We start from the raw sequence: 18,548 nt of genomic DNA on the forward strand, positions 1-18,548 counted from the left end.
AAGGCCCCAGAACGGATTCTGGGGCCAGCGACAATATGGGTACCGGGGCCAACGGGATCTCAAGTGGAACGGGGCCGACGAGGGCGTCGGCCCTACTTGCTCCCAGCAGGTGCCGCGGTCTGCCGGGGTGGAGCCGACTCTGGCTGAGATCTCGTTAACGTTGCGGTATACGAGGCTGAGTTGTACCATCGTGGGCCGCATACGGCGCTGCGGCTTTCCGGCGTGGAGGTAGAACCGAATCATGCAATATGCAGGTGGTCAGGCGAGTCGATCGGCGGCGGCGTTTGTTGCGGTCGTGATCATTCATTTCTGTCCGCCGTGCTTGTCGGCGGCAGAGCAGATGCCGCCGGGGTCACAACCAGCACGGCGACCTAACGTGGTCATCTTTCTCGCCGACGATCTCGGTTTTTCCGACGTCGGCTGTTACGGCGGCGAGATTGCCACGCCGAACCTCGACCGACTCGCGGCCGACGGTCTGCGGCTGACCCAGATGTACAACACGGCCCGATGCTGGCCGACGCGAGGGGCCCTTTTATCCGGCTATTACGCCCAGCAGATCAACCGGGACCCCGCCCGACAGCGACCTGCCTGGGCCGCGTTGTTGCCCGAATTGCTCAAGCCGGCGGGGTATCACAGCTATCATTGCGGGAAATGGCACGTGGACGGCAAGGTGCTGGCGGGCGGATTTGAACGTTCTTACCACTTTGAGGACTGGGATCGGTATTTCACCCCGAAGGCCCACTTTCTGGATGACAAACAGTTGCCTGCGGTCAAACCGAGCGACGGCTACTATGCGACGAGGGCGTTCGCCCAGTACGCGATCGACTTTCTCGCCGAGCACAAGGAGAAACATGGCAGCGAGCCATTTTTCCTTTACCTGGCGTTTATTGCTCCCCATTTCCCGCTGCACGCACTCCCCGAGGACATTGCCCGATATCGAGATCGGTACCTGGAGGGCTGGGACTCGATCCGGGAGGCGCGGTGGCGGCGGTTGCGGGCATTGGGCATCGTCGACTGCGGTCTCTCGCCCCTCGATCCGAGATTTACCCCGCGGTATCTCAAGCCTGATCTGATCGACATGATCGGTCCCGGTGAAGTGGAGCATGCCCTTGCATGGAGCGAATTGACGCCGCAACAGCAGCGTTTGCAGGCAACCAAGATGGCTATTCACGCGGCAATGGTAGACCGGATGGACCAGGAGATCGGCCGCGTTCTGGACCAACTGCGCAAGATGGGAGCGTGGGATAACACCTTAGTCGTTTTCCTTTCCGATAATGGGGCGGACGCCACGTTGATGGTCCGTGGGGACGGCCACGACCGAGCGGCAGATCCCGGCTCGGCTGCGTCTTTCTTGTGTCTGGGGCCAGGGTGGGCCAGCGTCTCAAACGCTCCTTTCCGCCGGCACAAGATATGGGTTCACGAGGGCGGCATCTCGACGCCGTGCATTATGCATTGGCCGGCGGCCATCAGATCCAAGGGAGCACTTCGTCACACGCCCGCCCACGTGATCGACCTGGTTCCCACCGTATTGGAATTGGCGGACGTGGCGGCCCCGGAGACGTGGAAGGGCCTGGGTCGCCCGCCGATGCCGGGCAGGAGCCTGGTTCCGCTCCTGGATTCCGACGTCGAAATCCAACGGGACTACCTTTACTGGCACCACCAGGGCAACCGCGCCCTACGGGTGGGGGATTGGAAGCTGGTATCGGAGGCGGAGAACAATTCCATGTGGGAACTGTACAATCTGAAACAAGACCGCATTGAATCCAGGGACCTCGCGGGGCAATATCCTGACAGAGTGAGTCAGATGGCGGACATGTGGAAACAACTCGACCAGGAGTTTCGCCGTCAGTCGGGAGCGGTCCCTTCAACCGGACCGGAACCCGCAAGACAGCGCTGACGCGGAGCGGTCTGCATTCTCAGGTCAGGTTTTCGAAGCCGCGGGCAAGTGTTCAGTCGCGGGACATGCGCGTCGGATGGAGACATCCCCAGCCGACCAGGTCCATGATTCTGAATCTGAAGTCGCGGAAACGGTGCCTTTATCCAGATTGGCATTGATACTTGCCGATGAAATTGAACGCCTTGAGTATTGTTGGCGTGGACAGTCCGCATCCATAAAGGAGCAGGTTGAATATGAGTCGGCATTACGGATCGCTGATCGGTTCGGTTGCGTTTTCGCTGATGGTGCTGCTGTTGCTGTCGGGGCAGGGATGCCCGCAAGGCGCGGGGCTCGGGGTACCCGGAGTGGAAGAGGTGCGGTACACCAATGTTACCCCGGCCGAAGCGATGGCATTGATTCAAGAGCATCAGGACGACCCGAGCTTTGTCATTCTCGATGTCCGCAGCGGGGAAGAGTTCGCGGCCGGTCATATCGAGGGCGCGGTAAGTCTTTGTCTTCTGTGCAGCGATCCGGCTTTTCGCGACGCGCTTGCCGATATCGACAGATCCCTCACCTTCCTGGTATACTGCCGAACCGGTCGCCGAAGCGCGAACGCCAGCGGTATCATGGCCGCGGAAGGGTTCACCAACGTCTACAACATGACGGGCGGAATCGTAGAGTGGCAGAGTCTGGGTCTGCCGGTCGTCAAGTAGCCGCCGGCCTTGAGCGGATCCGACATCACCGATGCGAAGCCGGCGGCAACCGGCCTGGGACAAGCCCCGTCGCCGCGGCGACGGACTCATGGACTTGGACGTTGTTGTCGGCGGGGGGCTCAATGCGCAACGAGCTTACGATTGCCCGGGTCGTGTCGACGGCTTCAGGCGTCGCCGATTCGAGAGCGACCAACAGTACTCCGCTGACCCGGTGATCGGGCGTGAAGTAGTCGAGTCGCATGCGCGGCCGTTCGTCAAGATCCCACATCAACAGCAAGCCGCAGAGATTCTCGTTGTGAACCACTTCGACCCGCTCGGCAAACAAGGAAAGAAACATCCTGGCCTCCAGTTGTTTGCGAAGCGATTCGACCTGCGATGAGCTCATCCAGAAAGAGAAATCCCTTGCGCTCTTGGCGCAGACGGCGGCTTGCCAGTCGATCCCGTGTCGGTTCAACTCCTCGGCCCATTCCATTTCGTCAACATCCTGGCCGGCGGATTGATGCCGCGGGGGCATGACTCGACACACCATGCCGTTGAGCCTCAGGAGAAATCCGCACGAGTCGTCCGGCGGCTGCGGTTGGACGCTGGTCTCAGCCGGGACCTCCAGGCGCAGGTCGCCGCACAGGAGCACGTGGGTCCGTGCAGGCAACCTGGATGCCGGCATGTTGACGACCGGTATCGGTTTCCCGTTGAGTTGGCCGGACGCAAGACTGACGGCGAGAAGCAGATGCGGCAGCTTCAACAGAACGAGCAGCAGAACGGTTGCCAGAATGGCTCCTGGATACAGGATTCTGTTGATGGCCGTCATTGCGGTTCTCCCTTGTCGGACGGCGTGGTGGGCTTATGCGCGCGGCACGACCGGTAGCGGCCGTTGGGCTGAGGATTCCTGCAGGCCTTTGGGGGCACCCCGTGTGCAGGCGGACCCGCCTGTGGCGGTTCGATGGCCGCCTGGCAAGATCCGGTTCCACAACTCACCCCATGATTAGATGCACAGGGGGGTGATGTTGTTACGTGGTTTTTGGGACCACGTGGGATTTTTTTTGGATGGTCAGCGGGCGCAGACCCGCCTGCATACCGGTTTGCGGGCCCGGACGCCGGCTGCCTTACCCGGGAGCCTGGAAAGTCTCCAAGACGGCGTCAAGAAATCGGAAGGTTTCGCCCTTGCGCTTGACCACCAGCACGGGGATGGGAGCCTCCAACAAAACCCGTTCCGTTGTGGCCCCAAGCAGGGCCACTGCCGGCAGCGTTGCTCCACGGCTTCCGATCACGATTGCGTCCATGTTTCTTGCCGAAGCCATATCGTGGGCGGCAGCGGCCGTGTTCAGGGAACACGTGTAAACGACATCGAAGGTCACGCCGCTGGTGTCGATGTCCGCAAGGAACTTTCCGATTTTTTCCCGCTGCAGTGTTTCGCGATGGCGTTGCGCCTGCTCGATGCTCATCCCGGCATAGCGGTAGCCGTAGGGGACGCCGTACACCGACTGGACGAGTACCTGCGACTCCTTTCCGGCGAGCCGGGCGATATGCAGTGCGGTCTCCAGTGCCATCCTGGAGTGCTCCGAGCCGTCGACCAGAACCAGCAAACGACTCAGATGAGGGCGCGCGCCTGCGGGAACCACCAGCACGTCACAAGGGGTCTTGCGGGCCAGGCGGTAGAACGTCGAGCCCAATGCCAACTGGTCGTGCGGCAGTCGACGTCCGACCACGATCATGTCCAGATCGTGGTCCCTGGCGGTACGAAGCATCTCCTGGAGACCGGTCGCCTCGGACACATGCACCTCGACGCCCTTTGCCGAGTCGGCAGAAAAACACTCCAGAACGTGTTGGCGGAGGGTTTCGGGTTCAGGAGGCGGCGTCTCCACCGGGTCCTCGATGCCGCGAACGTGTATGCAATCGATGAACTTGGGCTTCCCCAGCTTCACCAACAGGCCGGCAAAGGCCAATGCCTCCTCGTCGCCCGGTTCGTCATTCAGGTACACACCCAGTTTCTGAATATTCTTCATGGGAACACCTCACTGTCTGGAGCACCGTCAGGCATCTTTTTCGCCACTTGCGAGCGATGACGACTCGCTTTCGTTTCGGCCCCTGGTCTGTTACCGACGCTGCGAAGTCGAGTGATTGTCTGCCGAGGACCTGGACGCAAACGGGTTTCCCACGACAAGCCAGTAGCCGATGCTCATCGCCAGGGTAACCGCGGCCAAGCCCAGCATTTCCTGCATGCTCACCTCTTTCATGTCCAGGATGATCACTTTCCGGGCGATCGCCATTAAGGCCGTTGCCATGACGATCCGAATATGAATCACGTCCTCGCGCAGGTAGACGGTAATATTGACGAAGATCTCGATGGCGATCAACACGGCCATGAAGGCGCCGAAGGTTCCCAGGATATCGCTGATCTCCAGGAGCATGAAGGGTGGAGCGACAAGGCGCTGGTAAAGGACCCAGACGACGTCGATCACGCCCATAATAATGACAAAGACCATCAGCACGGCCAGCAACCGGACCGTCCAGCGAATGATGCAAATCAGACGTTCCACGAACTTGTCGTGGTGAGCCGTGTGCCCCCCGGTTATGAAGCAGCCTTGTTGCCCGGGCGGGGCTTGGTCAAGCGCAGATTGTGCCTGATTCTCCATGACGGTATTCCGGAACGCTTTCGCGCGCGGGTCGGTATCCTCTCGTCACACGGCCCCACTGCCGATCGCATGTGGCTTATCATGATACGTCCAGCGATCAGGTTTAGCCAGAGAGGGATCTGAGGACCGGCAGCTTGCTTCTGGTCACCCTTGGACAGCGGTTGCAAGGGACAGAGACGGCGTCGGCTGGACGTGCAGTCAGGCTTCGACTTGGGCCGGCGGCTCGCGCCGGTGCTCTACAACCCCATTTGAAGACTGGCAGCGCGCCACCCCCGGGCATAGAATACGCCTTGGAGGAGCCCTCATGGAATCACTCATCGGCAAGCACTGGCACCACCTGCCCGCTCATGAGGTTGTTGATCTCCTGGAGACCGACCTGAACAAGGGGCTTGATCTGTTCGCGGTTAAACGCCGCCAGGAGCACTTCGGTCCGAATGCCGTGACTGCCCGCAAGGGTGCCGGCCCCCTGCGTCGCTTCCTGCTGCAGTTTCACCAGCCTCTCGTTCATATTCTTCTGGTGGCCGCGCTTATTACCGCCGTTTTGAAGGAGGTCGTGGACGCGGGTGTCATCGCGGGGGTCGTACTGATCAACGCGATTGTGGGCTTCATCCAGGAATCGAAGGCGGCCAAGGCCATCGAAGCCCTTGCAAAGGCCATGGTCACCGAGGCCACAATCATTCGGGGCGGCCGGCGGCTGCGGGTTTCGGCGAGGGAGCTTGTGCCCGGTGACATTGTGTTGCTCCAGTCCGGGGACAAGGTTCCGGCGGATATTCGCCTGCTTGAATCCCGTGACCTGCAGATCGATGAATCGATATTGACGGGCGAATCCGTGCCCGTGCATAAGACCGCCGAGATCCTCGAGCATGACACCCCTCTTGCCGATCGCACCAACATGGCCTACTCATCCTGCCTGGTGACCTATGGGCAAGGCACGGGGGTCGTCGTGGCGATCGGCGATGCGACGGAGGTGGGTCGTATCTCCGAGCTGATTCGCGCTGCCCCGAGCCTGGCAACGCCGCTCACGCAAAAGATCGCCCGTTTCAGCCACGTGTTGATGTACAGCATACTGGTGCTGGCCCTGCTGACGTTCGGTGTCGGCATTCTCCGGGGCGAGTCAGCCCTGCTGATGTTCAAGGCGGCCGTCGCATTGGCAGTCGGGGCGATCCCCGAGGGACTGCCTGCGGTGGTGACGATCACGCTGGCGATAGGCGTGTCGCGCATGGCAAGGCGACGCGCGGTGATTCGCAAGCTTCCGGCCGTTGAAACCCTCGGCAGCACGACGGTCATCTGCTCGGACAAGACCGGAACGCTTACCGAGAACCAGATGACCGTGCGGCAAATCGCCTCCGGCGGCATTATCGCTGAGGTGACGGGTGGTGGTTACGCTCCGGAGGGCCAGATCCTGGCGGAAGGCAACGCGGTAGACATCTCGTCACACGTGGCACTCCGTGAATGCCTGACGGCAGGGCTGCTATGCAATGATGCGATACTCGTGAACAAAGAGGGACGATGGAGCGTTCAAGGCGATCCGACCGAGGCGGCACTGCTTGTGGCGGCGGGAAAGGGTGGTCTGTCTCGCGAGTCGCTCAGCCAACAACTTCCTCGCATTGACGTTGTGCCGTTTGAGTCCGAGCATCAGTACATGGCCACGCTTCATGACGGCGGTGCCGATTCATGTATTGTCTACCTCAAGGGGGCTCCGGAGGTGGTGCTTCAGCGGTGCCGCGAAGCCCTGGACTCGACCGGCAACCGCGTTCCACTTGATCGCGATCAGGTAACGGCGGCTGCCGCGGAACTGGCGGGGCAAGGTCTTCGGGTCTTGGCGTTTGCGCGGTCCGAGCAACCGCCGGGGACGAGACACATCGCTCACCGTGACCTGCGTGACGAGATGACGTTCCTGGGCCTTCAGGGGATGATCGACCCGCCACGAGCCGAAGCGATTGAGGCCGTTGCCAAGTGCCGGGCGGCAGGTATTCGGGTCAAGATGATCACCGGCGACCATGCCTTGACGGCCGCGGCGATCGCGAAGCAGATCGGGATTGGTGTCGATTCGAGACCCGGCGATGCCTTTCCGCAGGCCTTGACCGGACCGGAATTGGCGGCCTGCTCCGACGAGAAGCTGATCGACGTAGCGGACCGAACAAGCGTGTTTGCCCGCGTCAGCCCCGAGCAGAAGCTGCGGCTGGTCGAGGCGTTACAGGCTCGCGGTCAGATTGTCGCGATGACGGGCGACGGGGTGAACGATGCACCAGCCCTCAAACAGGCCAACATTGGGGTCGCCATGGGCATCAGCGGAACCGACGTAGCCAAGGAAGCGGCCGACATGGTGCTCACCGACGACAACTTCGCCTCCATCGAAGCGGCCGTCGAGGAAGGTCGCGGCGTGTTCGACAACCTGACAAAGTTCATCGCATGGACCTTGCCCACGAACATCGGCGAGGGCCTGATTATTCTTGCGGCCGTGTTCGTGGGAACGACTCTGCCGATCCTGCCGGTGCAGATCCTCTGGATCAACATGACCACGGCGGTACTCCTGGGCCTGATGCTGGCCTTCGAGCCCAAGGAGCCGGGTATCATGGCGCGCCCGCCCCGTAACCCGGACCAGCCGATCATCACCTTCGATGTGGCCCTTCGGATGTTTCTGATCGCCGGGGTTATGCTGCTGGGCGGCTTCGGCATCTTCAAATGGGAGCTATATCGTGGTCTCGGCGAGGCGGCAGCCCGGACGGCTGCGGTGAACGTACTCGTCCTCGTTGAGTTATTCTACCTGTTCAACTGCCGGTCTCTGACACGTTCGATGCTGGAGATCGGTCTGTTTTCCAATCGCTGGATCCCGGTGGGGGTTGTGAGCATGTTGCTGCTGCAACTGGCGTTCAACTATCTGCCGGCAATGAACAGGCTGTTTCACAGCGCGCCCGTGGATGCAATCACCTGGTTCGAGGCCGCTGCGGTTGCCCTTGCCGGTTCCGTTCTTGTGGCCATGCTGAAGCGATTCTCTCGCCGCAAGCGAGGCGCAAACGCCGCGTTGGCGTCCGGTTCCGCGTCGTAAATCCGGCGCATGCCGCCTCGGGCCCACGCGGGCGGCGCGGAGTGCGGCGCCGACATATGAAGGACGCGAGCCATGACTTCCAAGAAACAACATTCGATCGCGGAAGCGGTCGGCAACCATGAGCCGCCGACCGTTGCAACCGTTCGGCGCCACCCGCCGGCCGGCCTTCGGCAGCGCATGCTTGCCGGCCTGTTATTCGTCCTGCCGTTTGTGGTCACGGCATGGATCGTGTACTGGCTGTACTCGTTCCTCGAAAACCTTGTCATAGGTCCCACGGCGCGGCTCGTGGTTCAACTGATCGAGAGGCGCGTGGACGTTGCCCTTCCTTCCTGGTTTGTGAACTATGTTGCCCCCCTGATCGGCGTGGTGGCGGTCCTGGTATTGCTCTACTTTCTCGGCTTCTTTGCACGGGTCCGGGCGGATCGCATTCTTGATGCGGTTTTGTTGCGGGTGCCCATCATCACATCCATTCACAAGGCGGTCAGCCAGGCTTTCGCGACGTTTCGAGGGTCAAACGAGCTGAGTCGCTTTCGACGTGCCGTGCTTGTGGCGTTTCCCCATCCTGGGATGAGGGTTCCGGGGTTCGTTACGGCCTCCTGCCGCGACAGACTCACGCAGAAGACGATTCTGTGCGTCTATGTGCCGACCACACCCATCCCGACCTCCGGGTACGTGCTGCTCGTCCCTGAGGAGGAGGTGACCGAGCTGAATTGGGACCTCGAACAGACCGTGCAGGCCGTCGTTTCTTTCGGGATCACGGCGCCGGCGGAAGTCAGCTACCATCCGTCGGCCGCGCTCGATGAGGGCCCGCGATCGCTGCCCACCGAGCAGGGTCCGGCCGCTCCGCAGAGATCGGACGCATCGTGAGGATTCGTTTGACCGGTTGCCGACCGCGCGGATGAACAACTTGCCCGTTTCCAGACCTCATACCGCAAGGTATCGCCTGGTCCCGATAGGGCGCAGACAAGAGACGGATGAATGCTTTCGCCATCCGCGGAAGACTTGACCCCGGTGCAGGGCGCGTCTCAATACACAGCCCGTTCGGACAGGAGTGCGGCAAGCTGGACAGCCAGCTTCCGCAGAGCCTGGCCACGGTGACTGACGGCGTGTTTCTGCTCGGGGGGCATCTCGGCTGCAGTCATGCCGGCAGAAACGACCAGGAAATGGGGATCATAGCCGAAGCCGTTGGCACCCCGCGGATGGTCGATAATCCGCCCTTCCACCGTCCCCTCGGCACTGGCCAGCACTTGGCGGCCGTCGGCAAGCGCAACCGCGCAGCGGAACCTTGCCGTGCGTTGGTCATCGGGGACGCCGGCCAGCCGCTCAACCAGGAGGGCATTGTTGGCCTGATCGCTCTTGGGCTCGCCGGCATACCGGGCGGATCGCACGCCGGGCTCGCCACCCAGGGCATCAACCTCCAGGCCGGAATCGTCGGCGATCGTCCAGAGGCCGCTCAGTCGGGCGTAGTACAGCGCCTTGCTCTGGGCATTCTCCAGGAACGTCCGGCCGTCCTCGATTGCCTCCGGCCACCCTGTGAACTCCTGAAGGTGCCGCCAACGAACCCTGCGGCAGATTTCGTCGCCCACCCCGCTCAGTATTTCTTTCATTTCCCTGGCCTTACCGGCGTTGCCGGTCGCCAGCAGGATCTCGCGCATGGCATGCTCCGCGGAATATCATCTCAGATGAGGTTTTCCTACCGGTCGTGCAGACTGGTCGCTCCGGGACGTGGGATCGGCATCAACTGGGACGGGACAAGAATAGACTCGCCGTCGGGGCCGACCCGCTTCTGACGATAACCGTTCTCCATGAGGTACAGGAATTCCTCCCCGGCCCGCGCGGCTGCAAAATCCTGGACCTCCTTGCTGACTTGCCAGGTCCCGTTTGGCAGGAAAGTCAGGGCATCTTCTCCAAAGGACCCCACAAAGACGTAACTCTTGAACTGCTCATGAAAAACATAGGCTTCAACGCCCTCAGATCGAAGCTGCTGCACGTACTGTTCGGCGACTTCGCGGCGCTGGTTGAAGGTGGGGGTGTTGAAGAAAACCGCGATCAACAGGGAGTACTTGCCTCGCGCGGTTGTCAGGTTGTACTGGCCCGCGCCGCCGGCAGGAGCCGCACCCCCGAGCGATTCCGGTGCGGCCAATCCGAACGGCAAGGTTTGATTGTACGTCAGCAGGCGAATTCGCTTGATATCCTCCTGCATCTTAGGCGGAAACACCAATTGGCCCCCGGCACCGGGCACACGGGTGTATTCGCCGTAGTAGATGGTGCTGCCCAGCGCGTCGGACTGTACGCGGACCGCCTTGGGATCGATTCCGTTGGTCTTTCGGAGCAAGTCCGCCAGGCCGTTGCACAACTCGACATGATTGGGAGCGGCGGAGCGAAAGCAGTTGATAGTCCATTTTTCAGCGCCGGCTCCGGGCTGCGCGGTCCAGACTCCGCCGCTGCTGCCGGCGCTGTCGCAGCCTGAGCCCAGCAGGAGCGCCGCCAGCACCATGGGGCCGAGCCGAAGAGCCAGCCTTCCGAGAATCGACATCTGCTGTTGCATGTTTGTCACCGCCCTCCGCCCGGCCGGCGGCGCAGCGCACGCCGCTGAGCCTCGATCAGCCGACGAACACCGACGGCCGCCCGGTCCAGCATCCGGTCCAGTTCCTTGCGGGTGAACGCCCCACCTTCGCCGGTGCCCTGCACTTCCACGAGGCTGCCGGAGGCCGTCATGGCAACATTGAGATCGACCTCTGCGCGGGAGTCCTCACTGTAGTCGAGATCGATCAGTATCCTGCCATCGACTTTTCCCGCGCTGACGGCCGCCACGGGTTCGATGATCGGGGATCGACCGATCATCCCTTGTTTTCGCATCCACCCGACGGCGTCACATAAGGCCACAAAGGTACCGGTAATCGCGGCGGTGCGCGTGCCGCCGTCGGCCTGGATCACATCGCAATCCAGCCAGATGCACCGTTCGCCGAGCATCTCCATGTCCACGACCGCGCGCAGGGCCCGGCCGATCATGCGTTGGATTTCAGTGGTGCGTCCGTCAAGCCGCTTGCGACTACGGTCGCGCCGCCGGCCGGTTGAGCCGGGCAACATATCATACTCGGCCGTCACCCACCCCCGACCCTTGCCGGCCAACCACTCCGGGACCTCGTCGGCCACGCTGGCAGTACATAATACGATCGTATTGCCCGTGCGGATCAAGACCGAACCCGGCGAGCACCGGGTGTAGCCGCGTATGATCCGAACCGGGCGCAGCTCATCCACGCGACGACCGTCTGAACGAAGAGCAGGCATGACTGACTTTCCCGTAAACAACCAGGCTGCCCTGTTCTCACTTTCGTCTGCCAAGGAGCACTTCCAGCAGGGCCCGCTGAGAATGTAACCGGTTCTCCGCCTGTTGAAAGACCAGCGACTGTGAGCCGTCGATCACTTCATCGGTGATTTCCAGACCCCGGTAGGCCGGCAGACAGTGCATGACCACCGCCTTGGGTTTGGCTTTCTTCACCAAAGCGGCATTGATCTGATAGCCGGCGAAATCGGCCTCGCGGGCGGCCCGTTCGGACTCCTGTCCCATGCTGGTCCAGACATCGGTGTACAACACGTCAGCGTCGGCGGCCGCCTCCTCGGGTTGTTCGGTCTGAACGATGGCGGCCCCATTCTTGCCCGCCTTGTCGTGAGCCGACTGAATGACACCATCGTCAAACTGGTATTTCTTCGGGGCGGCGAGCGCGAAACTCATGCCAAGCTTTGCGCTTGCACTGAGCAGAGAGCGGGCCACATTGTTGCCGTCGCCGATAAACGCCAGTTTCCTGCCTGCGACACTGCCGAAGTGTTCCTGAAGGGTCATCACATCGGCGAGCGCCTGGCAAGGGTGGCTCCAGTCGCTCAGGCCGTTGATGACCGGCACGGTGCTGCGGGCGGCCAGCTCGATGAGGATCTGGTGGGCCTTCACCCGGGCCATGATTCCGTCACACATGGAGGACATGACTCGGGCGATATCCTTGGGTTCTTCGCGCTTGGCCACGCCGATCTGGTGGTCTTCCAGGCAGACGGCATAACCCCCGAGTTGGACCATTGCCGTTTCAAAGCCCAGACGCGTTCGGAGGGAGGACTTCTGAAAAAGCATCGCGAGCACTTTACGTTCCAGGACCGGTTTCAGCTCGCCTCGCTTGAACTGCCCCTTGCGACGGATGGAGAAGTCGATCAAGGCCTGCAAGGCCTCCGCGCTCAGATCCTGAATGGCCAAGAAGTGCTTCAGTGATTGCAGACAATCGGGGATTTCAGTGCTCATGTGGTCACCAGTTTGCTCTCGGATTCGGCAAAAGCCGCGGTCATGATCTCGAAGGCCTCGTCAACCTCCTGCGTGGTGATCGTCATCGCCGGCAGGAGCCGGATGACGTTGCCCTGGGTGCAATTGATGCGTAAGCCCTTTTCCAGGGCCGACGAAACGATCGCGGCTCCGGGCAGCGACAGTTGGATGGCGATCATCAAGCCGCGAGCCCGGACCTCCTCAATGAAACCGAATCGCTGTTGCATGGCGCGGGCGCGGTCCACGATGTAGGCCGAAATTCGGTCCACACGCTCCAAAAGGCCCTCGGACTCGATGGTCTCCAGGGTGGCAATGGCCGCCGCCACCACCAGACAGTTTGCTCCGTAGGTCGAGGCGTGCGAGCCGGGGGTAAAGGCGGCGGCGACATCGGGTTGGGCGATGATCGCGCCGATGGGCGCGCCGTTGCCCAAGGCTTTAGCCATGGTGACGATGTCCGGCTCGATGTTACTGTGCTGATAGCCGAACCACTTGCCGGTCCGACCGACGCCGGTCTGCACTTCGTCCAGAATCAGAAGGAGGTTGTGCTCGTCGCACAGTTCGCGGATCTTCGGAAGGTAGTCGTCGGAGGGAATGTTTATTCCACCTTCTCCCTGAACCGGCTCAAGCATGACGGCGGCCGTTTCGTCGGTGATGGCCCTGGCAACCGCGTCCACATCATCGAACGGGACGTAGACGAAGCCCGGCAACAGAGGCTCGAAGCCGGCATGCGTCTTTGATTGGGCGGTGGCCGACATGGCCCCGAAGGTCCGGCCGTGGAAGCTCTTTTCCATGGTGATAATCCTGTAGCGTCCCTGGCCGGCATGCTTGCGAGCCAGTTTGATGGCCCCCTCGTTGGCCTCAGCCCCGCTGTTGGAAAAGAAGCACTGCCCGCCGAAGCTGTGCCGGCTGAGCATCTCGGCCAGGCGACCCTGCTCGACGGTGTAAAAGGTGTTGTCCACATGGATCAGGCGGCCGACCTGCTCGCGGATCGCCTCGACGACGCGGGGATGACAATGGCCTAGCAGGCTGCAGCCCCAGCCAGGGAACAGATCGAGGTACCGCTTGCCGTCGATGTCCCACATCTGCGAACCCTGGGCCTTGACAATCACCACCGGCAGGCGGCCGTAGTTGCCGATCACACATCGGCTGTACAGATCAAATACTTCCTGAGAGGTCATCTATAGCACTCCGTAGCACTCATCTGCGACCGGTCCGGCCGGCCGAGAAAGAAACTCTTATTGTACCCCCGGTTCCGGCCATGTGGCAACGGCCGGAAAATCGGAGATCTTCGCATGAGGGCGCATCCCTGAAACGCTGGCACGTGTGCCCATGCCCGCTGCGAGTGCGGCAGTGTCGAGGTCGCTTCAGCGACCGAGACCTGCCGAGAACGGCCGGAATTATCGGCAGGTCTCATCCGCTGTGCGGATTTCGACCATGCCCTACTTTCACAACGCCACCGAAAACGGCATGCACCCTCGCACGACGGTGCATCCACCAGATTGCGGTGGTTCGCGGAGCGGGCAAGTGCCGTCGTGCGGCACTGCCGTGTCGCCGCCCGCCCGTCAGCACTGCTCGCAGAGCAATGGCACACAGCCCTTTCCAGGGGTGCCGAGTGATCGATCAGTAGTGCCACACTTCGTTCAGGTCGAGCTTGTATCCCGGGCCAACCTTGGCGCTGACGACGCGTCGCAACTTCCATCCGCCGGGCCGGCGGATCAGCTCCAGCGTCCAGGTGCTGGCTACGCCGGCCTGCGCGTCGCTGGCACCCCTCCAGTCGCAGGACGCCCGGAAGGAAGCGGTGGCCGCATCACCTTCGATCCGGATCTCGAACCGCCCCACCTTGGCCTCGTCGATCCGCCATTGCTGAAGTTTGCCGTTCAGCTCGGCCACGAAGCCGTCCTTGTCCCAGTTGCGGTAGTGAAACTCGTCGTCCAGATGATTCGCAATCGCGGGCACGTCACCCTCGTCGACAGCCTTGGCGATGGCCGAGACGGTTTGGACGATCCGCTCGCTGTCGGTGGTCACCAGATGGTTGAGGGTAATGAAAGCCGCGCAGCAACCCAGTGTGATCCACACGGCCCGACGGGTGCGGGGTGTCATGCGCTGCCGATGGACGGCCAGCACGGACATGAGCACGAGAAACTCGATGATGAGCAGGACGGCGAGGTCTTCGAAGAGGATGCGGGTGAGGAAGGACACGATTGGGCTCCAAAGGTCATTGGTGTACTGGTCTGTTGGTCTGTTAGTCTGTTGGTCTGTTGGTCTGCTGGCGCGTTTGCGTTCGTTGCACATCGCCGGTTGTGCATGGAGCGGATTAGTCCAGCCAAGAGCTTTGAGACCTTCGTACACTGGGCATCGAGAGCACAGAAACGCTTTTGATCCAGGTATCCCAGAAGGCGAGACAGAGACGCTTGGTAGTGCAATTCCCGCAAAGACGCGAACGCTGTATCCAGGAACCGGACGAAGTCGGCCTGACTCTGTCGAGCGCAGTCTTCGACTATGTTTGAAGGCACAGACACAGCGGCTCGCCTCATCTGGGCAGTGAGCCCAAACTGCTCCTCTCGAGGAAAAGGCTTGGTTGCCCTGTAGATGAGGACGGCCAACTCATCAGCTTCCTGGAATGCCTGAAGTGTGGTGTGATCTCGCATATTCGATACTCATTACCCCCCACCAACAGACCAATTACCCCATCCTCGCTCCCGCTGCCACCAGATGTCCCGGACCGGTTCGGCGGACACCCGGCGGCCAGTCGCGGGCCGGATCATACCATTGTGTCAGGACGGCCTGGAAGTCGACACGGGTCCTGGCGGCGATAAAGGCGTCGCGCACCTCGCGGTCCATGGGATGAAGCTCGCTGTACTTGATGCCGAACTTGCGCATCATCTTCCCGGCGATCTTGTCGCCGTAGACTTCGGCCGTCCAGGCATAGTGGCGGGCGATGACCTCCCCCTGCTCGGGAACCGACGGAGCCGGCGGGATCGGACGGCCGGCCAGCAGTTCGCGACATTCGCGGAAAATCCACGGGTTGCCGATGCAGCCTCGGGCAACGGCCACTCCGTCGACGCCGGTCTCGGCCATCATGCGGATACAATCCTCGGCGCAAAACAGGTCACCGCTACCAATGACGACCCTGTCGCCAACGTGCTGCTTGACTCGTTTGAGGAAAGGCCACTGACTCGGGCCGACATAGCGCTGGCGAACGGTGCGCGGGTGCACCGTCACCGCATCGATGCCGGCGGCAAAGGCCCCGTCGAGAATGGTGAAGAACTTGCGTTCGCTCTCGGGCGTGTCGTCCATGCCGCGCCGCATTTTGAGCGTCACCGGCCGGCGATGATCGACGGCTTCAACGACTGCCCGCACGATCGCCAGCGCCGTTTCCGGGTCCGAGAGCAGATAGCCGCCGCGGCAACGGCCGAGGACCTTTCTGACCGGACAAGCGAAGTTGATGTCCACCACGTCGTAGCCGGCCTGCACCAAGGCGTCCGCTGCCTGGGCAAAGGCGTTCGGCTCGGCCCCCATGAGCTGCCCGCCGACAGGATGATCGTCAGGATGAACGGTGGTAATCGTCCGGCGCTTGCGACCCTTTTGGATCACCAGCCGATCGAGCACCACCTCGCTGAGCATGTAGGACGCGCCCAGCATCCGCGCCACCCGACGCATGGGCAGATCGCTGTAACCGCTCAGAGCGGCCTGGATGACGGGGAACTCGAGTGTGAGCGAGCCAATGCGAAGCATGTATGGATTTTATCCGGAACCAAGAAAGACTGTTAGGCTGTTGGACTGTTGGGCTGTTAGGCCAGTGCAAGATCGTTGGACCTTATAGTCGCTCAGACGAACAGAAGAACCATCACTGCTCGCTCCGCAAAGAGCGGATCATCGCGCCGAGCATCTTGGATACCTCGGTACAGAGTGCGTCAAAGGCCTGACGGGCGTCGTCCTTGCAGTAGCCCAGACGATGGACCAGCGAACCCTGGTACTGCAGTTCACGAAGGGAGGCAAATGAGGTGCCCAAAAAGCGAATGTAGTTGGCCTCCGTCGGCCGCGCACATCCCTCCACGATGTTTGACGGGACGGAGACCGCGGCTCGTCTCATCTGCGAGGTCAGGCCAGACTGTTCCTCTCGTGGGAAGGTCCGCGTCATCTTGTACACAAGGATGGCTAACCTGTCCGCCGCCTGGAATACCTTGACCTTGGTGTGATCTCGCAAGGAACTAACCTCCAGATTGCCTGCTTCACCGAGAGTCTAACAGACTAAGGCGGACCGCCTTTTTGCAGGCCGCAACCCAACCGCTCTGCGATCCAGAAACATGCGCGCAAAATGCGCACCAGTTGCGACGGAAGGGACTAACAGCCAATTCTCTCCTCACAGTTGCCCCCCCCAACACAGGCGGTATGCTCTATCAGGAGCAACCATGACCCCCTACGCCCCCTATCCGCTGAATCTCGTCCGCGACTGGTTCGACCGCCGGCGGTGGTGGGTTCGTTTGGTGCTGGCCGTCGTGCTGGTGCCGTGGTTCGGGTACTTCGCGTATACGCGGATGACCACACGGCCGGCCGCGCCGTACATCGCCGGAGGCTGGTCCGACGCCGGCTTGGCTATTCCGGATCCGGCTGTCGATGTTTCTGTGCAACTCGCTAACGCCCTGACCACGCTGACGGCGACACCAACAACCTTCCCAGCCCCGACCACAGCGCCGGCCGGCATGGAATGGATGGAAGGAGAAGACTACGAGGCCTGGCGAAAGGGCCAACCAGTCCAGCGGCGATCGGCGAAGTCCGATTCGATCGATTTGTGGACCGCAGTGGCGCTGGACGGGGAATGGAACCCGACCACGCGCTACCATCTTACGGAGATCGTCAGATATCTCGATCTGGCGACTACAAAGGCAACCCTCGATCGAATCGTCGAACTCAGTGGCAAGCCCTTTTGCATCTCGCAGGCCAGATTCGGCTTCACAATGTTGAGCAGTTGCCGGGAGGCGGCAAGGACGCTGACCGTCCGAGCACGCCGGGCCATGGCCGAGCGAAACGATCTCGACAGCGCCCTGAGTGATATCCGGACAGTTCTCAATCTGGCCTCGGGCCTGGAGGACGACCAAAGAGCCCTCAGCATGATGGTCGGCACGGCATGTCGTTGTATGGCATTGTGGGAAATGACTCATTGGCCTGAGGAGATGAAGCTGGACAACGTCCAACTCCGCCGGTTGCAGAATCTGGTCGGTACCCAGCGACGCGATCCCAGGCAACTGGCCGAGACCATGCTGAGAAGCGATCATCTTCTTCTGCGGGACTTCGCCAACCAGATGTACACTGGGGATGACCGCGACGGCGGATGGTTCGTTCCCACCTACTGCTGTCCCGAGATCGCCGATCACCCGTCGCTTGGCCTGCTGAACCTTCTCTCGCCGTTCTATGATAATCGCGAACAGGCGAAGAATCGGCTGGACGACTATTGCCGCAATCAGCTTGTGGCGATCGATACACCCACACCGCCACCCTCATCAATAAGCAGACATAGCAGGGGCTGGCAGAGCTGGGATCCGACGCTGCCGTTCAAGGCGAGTCAAGGACAAGACTGGTCGTGGAGGATACGCTGGCGGACGGAGCGAGACGAGATGTGGGTCGATGGCACCATCACGGTTCTCGCTCTTGCGGCCTACCGGAACGACCACGGCCGGTTTCCAGAGGCATTGGAGGAAATGGTACCCCGCTATCTTGAGGCGCTGCCAATAGACCCTGGCGCGGGCAGACCGCTCCGATACAAACGCGAGACTGAGGGAGACTACCGGCTGTACTCGGTGTGGGAGGACGGAAAGGACGACGGTGGTGTGGAACGGGATGCGAACAGTGGCGAGCTCCTGGACCTCCTCATCCACAAGACACGGCAACCCGCAACGTTCAATGAATGGTTCCTCGTCCCCGCCGGCACAACAACAAGGGCAACCGGTGACAGCGACTACTGAAACAGCAC

The 18,548-nt window shown here is 61.5% G+C and carries 16 protein-coding genes and 1 pseudogene; 5 read left to right on the forward strand and 12 right to left on the reverse strand.

All coding sequences use genetic code 11. The features are described 5' to 3' along the window. Positions 1-241 precede the first annotated feature (241 nt). Entirely contained in the window at positions 242-1,897 is a 1,656-nt protein-coding gene (locus PLL20_06295; GenBank protein HPD29585.1) for an arylsulfatase, read from the forward strand. 233 nt (positions 1,898-2,130) lie between these two features. Further along, positions 2,131-2,589, forward strand: a complete 459-nt coding sequence (locus tag PLL20_06300; GenBank protein ID HPD29586.1) for a rhodanese-like domain-containing protein — start codon at positions 2,131-2,133, stop codon at positions 2,587-2,589. Positions 2,590-2,614: 25 nt separating this feature from the next. Here the strand turns inward: PLL20_06300 and PLL20_06305 are convergent, their stop codons facing one another. From PLL20_06305 to PLL20_06315, 3 genes are all read right to left on the reverse strand, one after another. Then, positions 2,615-3,397, reverse strand: coding sequence for a hypothetical protein (locus PLL20_06305; protein HPD29587.1), 783 nt, complete (start codon positions 3,395-3,397; stop codon positions 2,615-2,617). A gap of 295 nt (positions 3,398-3,692) precedes the next feature. After that, complete coding sequence (locus PLL20_06310) at positions 3,693-4,592, reverse strand: universal stress protein (protein ID HPD29588.1); 900 nt, start codon at positions 4,590-4,592, stop codon at positions 3,693-3,695. A 90-nt stretch (positions 4,593-4,682) separates the two neighbouring features. Then, entirely contained in the window at positions 4,683-5,222 is a 540-nt protein-coding gene (locus PLL20_06315) for a phosphate-starvation-inducible PsiE family protein (GenBank protein ID HPD29589.1), read from the reverse strand. Between the two features lie 304 nt (positions 5,223-5,526). Here PLL20_06315 and PLL20_06320 point away from each other — a divergent pair, with 304 nt between their 5' ends. Continuing rightward, positions 5,527-8,271, forward strand: coding sequence for a cation-transporting P-type ATPase (locus PLL20_06320; protein ID HPD29590.1), 2,745 nt, complete (start codon positions 5,527-5,529; stop codon positions 8,269-8,271). A 72-nt stretch (positions 8,272-8,343) separates the two neighbouring features. Beyond that, the gene (locus PLL20_06325) at positions 8,344-9,138 is read left to right on the forward strand and encodes a DUF502 domain-containing protein (GenBank protein ID HPD29591.1); all 795 of its coding nucleotides are present in this window, start codon (positions 8,344-8,346) and stop codon (positions 9,136-9,138) included. 158 nt (positions 9,139-9,296) lie between these two features. Here the strand turns inward: PLL20_06325 and rdgB are convergent, their stop codons facing one another. From rdgB to PLL20_06370, 9 genes and pseudogenes are all read right to left on the reverse strand, one after another. Further along, a complete protein-coding gene (rdgB, locus tag PLL20_06330; protein ID HPD29592.1) occupies positions 9,297-9,926 on the reverse strand; it encodes an RdgB/HAM1 family non-canonical purine NTP pyrophosphatase in 630 nt (209 codons plus the stop codon). 38 nt (positions 9,927-9,964) lie between these two features. After that, positions 9,965-10,819 carry a hypothetical protein gene (locus tag PLL20_06335; GenBank protein ID HPD29593.1) on the reverse strand — a complete coding sequence of 285 codons (855 nt, stop codon included), beginning with the start codon at positions 10,817-10,819 and terminating at the stop codon, positions 9,965-9,967. A gap of 5 nt (positions 10,820-10,824) precedes the next feature. Next, positions 10,825-11,562 carry a ribonuclease PH gene (rph, locus tag PLL20_06340; GenBank protein ID HPD29594.1) on the reverse strand — a complete coding sequence of 246 codons (738 nt, stop codon included), beginning with the start codon at positions 11,560-11,562 and terminating at the stop codon, positions 10,825-10,827. Positions 11,563-11,599: 37 nt separating this feature from the next. Continuing rightward, on the reverse strand, positions 11,600-12,559 hold the full coding sequence (gene argF, locus PLL20_06345; protein ID HPD29595.1) for an ornithine carbamoyltransferase: 960 nt from the start codon (positions 12,557-12,559) through the stop codon (positions 11,600-11,602). Beyond that, a complete protein-coding gene (locus PLL20_06350) occupies positions 12,556-13,755 on the reverse strand; it encodes an aspartate aminotransferase family protein (protein ID HPD29596.1) in 1,200 nt (399 codons plus the stop codon). Before PLL20_06350 ends, argF begins: the two co-directional genes overlap by 4 nt. A 442-nt stretch (positions 13,756-14,197) precedes the next feature. After that, entirely contained in the window at positions 14,198-14,776 is a 579-nt protein-coding gene (locus tag PLL20_06355) for a nuclear transport factor 2 family protein (protein ID HPD29597.1), read from the reverse strand. Between the two features lie 104 nt (positions 14,777-14,880). Then, positions 14,881-15,225, reverse strand: a pseudogene (locus PLL20_06360) (four helix bundle protein). A gap of 34 nt (positions 15,226-15,259) precedes the next feature. After that, positions 15,260-16,312: a tRNA-dihydrouridine synthase gene (locus tag PLL20_06365; GenBank protein HPD29598.1), complete on the reverse strand. Its 1,053-nt coding sequence runs from the start codon at positions 16,310-16,312 to the stop codon at positions 15,260-15,262. Between the two features lie 112 nt (positions 16,313-16,424). Then, a complete protein-coding gene (locus tag PLL20_06370; protein HPD29599.1) occupies positions 16,425-16,784 on the reverse strand; it encodes a four helix bundle protein in 360 nt (119 codons plus the stop codon). A 205-nt stretch (positions 16,785-16,989) separates the two neighbouring features. On the opposite strand from PLL20_06370, the gene PLL20_06375 reads away from it, so the two are divergent. Further along, a complete protein-coding gene (locus PLL20_06375; GenBank protein ID HPD29600.1) occupies positions 16,990-18,540 on the forward strand; it encodes a hypothetical protein in 1,551 nt (516 codons plus the stop codon). The last annotated feature ends 8 nt before the right edge of the window (positions 18,541-18,548 follow it).

The organism is Phycisphaerae bacterium, assembly GCA_035384605.1.
Taxonomy (GTDB): Bacteria; Planctomycetota; Phycisphaerae; order UBA1845; family PWPN01; genus JAUCQB01.

Excerpts from the sequence above, each read along its gene's own strand:
- PLL20_06320 (HPD29590.1), top strand. The coding sequence starts at position 5,527 with ATGGAATCACTCATCGGCAAGCACTGGCACCACCTGCCCGCTCATGAG.
- argF (HPD29595.1), bottom strand. The coding sequence starts at position 12,559 with ATGAGCACTGAAATCCCCGATTGTCTGCAATCACTGAAGCACTTCTTG.
- PLL20_06295 (HPD29585.1), top strand. The coding sequence starts at position 242 with ATGCAATATGCAGGTGGTCAGGCGAGTCGATCGGCGGCGGCGTTTGTT.
- PLL20_06375 (HPD29600.1), top strand. The coding sequence starts at position 16,990 with ATGACCCCCTACGCCCCCTATCCGCTGAATCTCGTCCGCGACTGGTTC.
- PLL20_06305 (HPD29587.1), bottom strand. The coding sequence starts at position 3,397 with ATGACGGCCATCAACAGAATCCTGTATCCAGGAGCCATTCTGGCAACC.
- rph (HPD29594.1), bottom strand. The coding sequence starts at position 11,562 with ATGCCTGCTCTTCGTTCAGACGGTCGTCGCGTGGATGAGCTGCGCCCG.
- PLL20_06350 (HPD29596.1), bottom strand. The coding sequence starts at position 13,755 with ATGACCTCTCAGGAAGTATTTGATCTGTACAGCCGATGTGTGATCGGC.
- rdgB (HPD29592.1), bottom strand. The coding sequence starts at position 9,926 with ATGCGCGAGATCCTGCTGGCGACCGGCAACGCCGGTAAGGCCAGGGAA.
- PLL20_06325 (HPD29591.1), top strand. The coding sequence starts at position 8,344 with ATGACTTCCAAGAAACAACATTCGATCGCGGAAGCGGTCGGCAACCAT.
- PLL20_06315 (HPD29589.1), bottom strand. The coding sequence starts at position 5,222 with ATGGAGAATCAGGCACAATCTGCGCTTGACCAAGCCCCGCCCGGGCAA.
- PLL20_06335 (HPD29593.1), bottom strand. The coding sequence starts at position 10,819 with ATGCAACAGCAGATGTCGATTCTCGGAAGGCTGGCTCTTCGGCTCGGC.
- PLL20_06300 (HPD29586.1), top strand. The coding sequence starts at position 2,131 with ATGAGTCGGCATTACGGATCGCTGATCGGTTCGGTTGCGTTTTCGCTG.
- PLL20_06365 (HPD29598.1), bottom strand. The coding sequence starts at position 16,312 with ATGCTTCGCATTGGCTCGCTCACACTCGAGTTCCCCGTCATCCAGGCC.
- PLL20_06310 (HPD29588.1), bottom strand. The coding sequence starts at position 4,592 with ATGAAGAATATTCAGAAACTGGGTGTGTACCTGAATGACGAACCGGGC.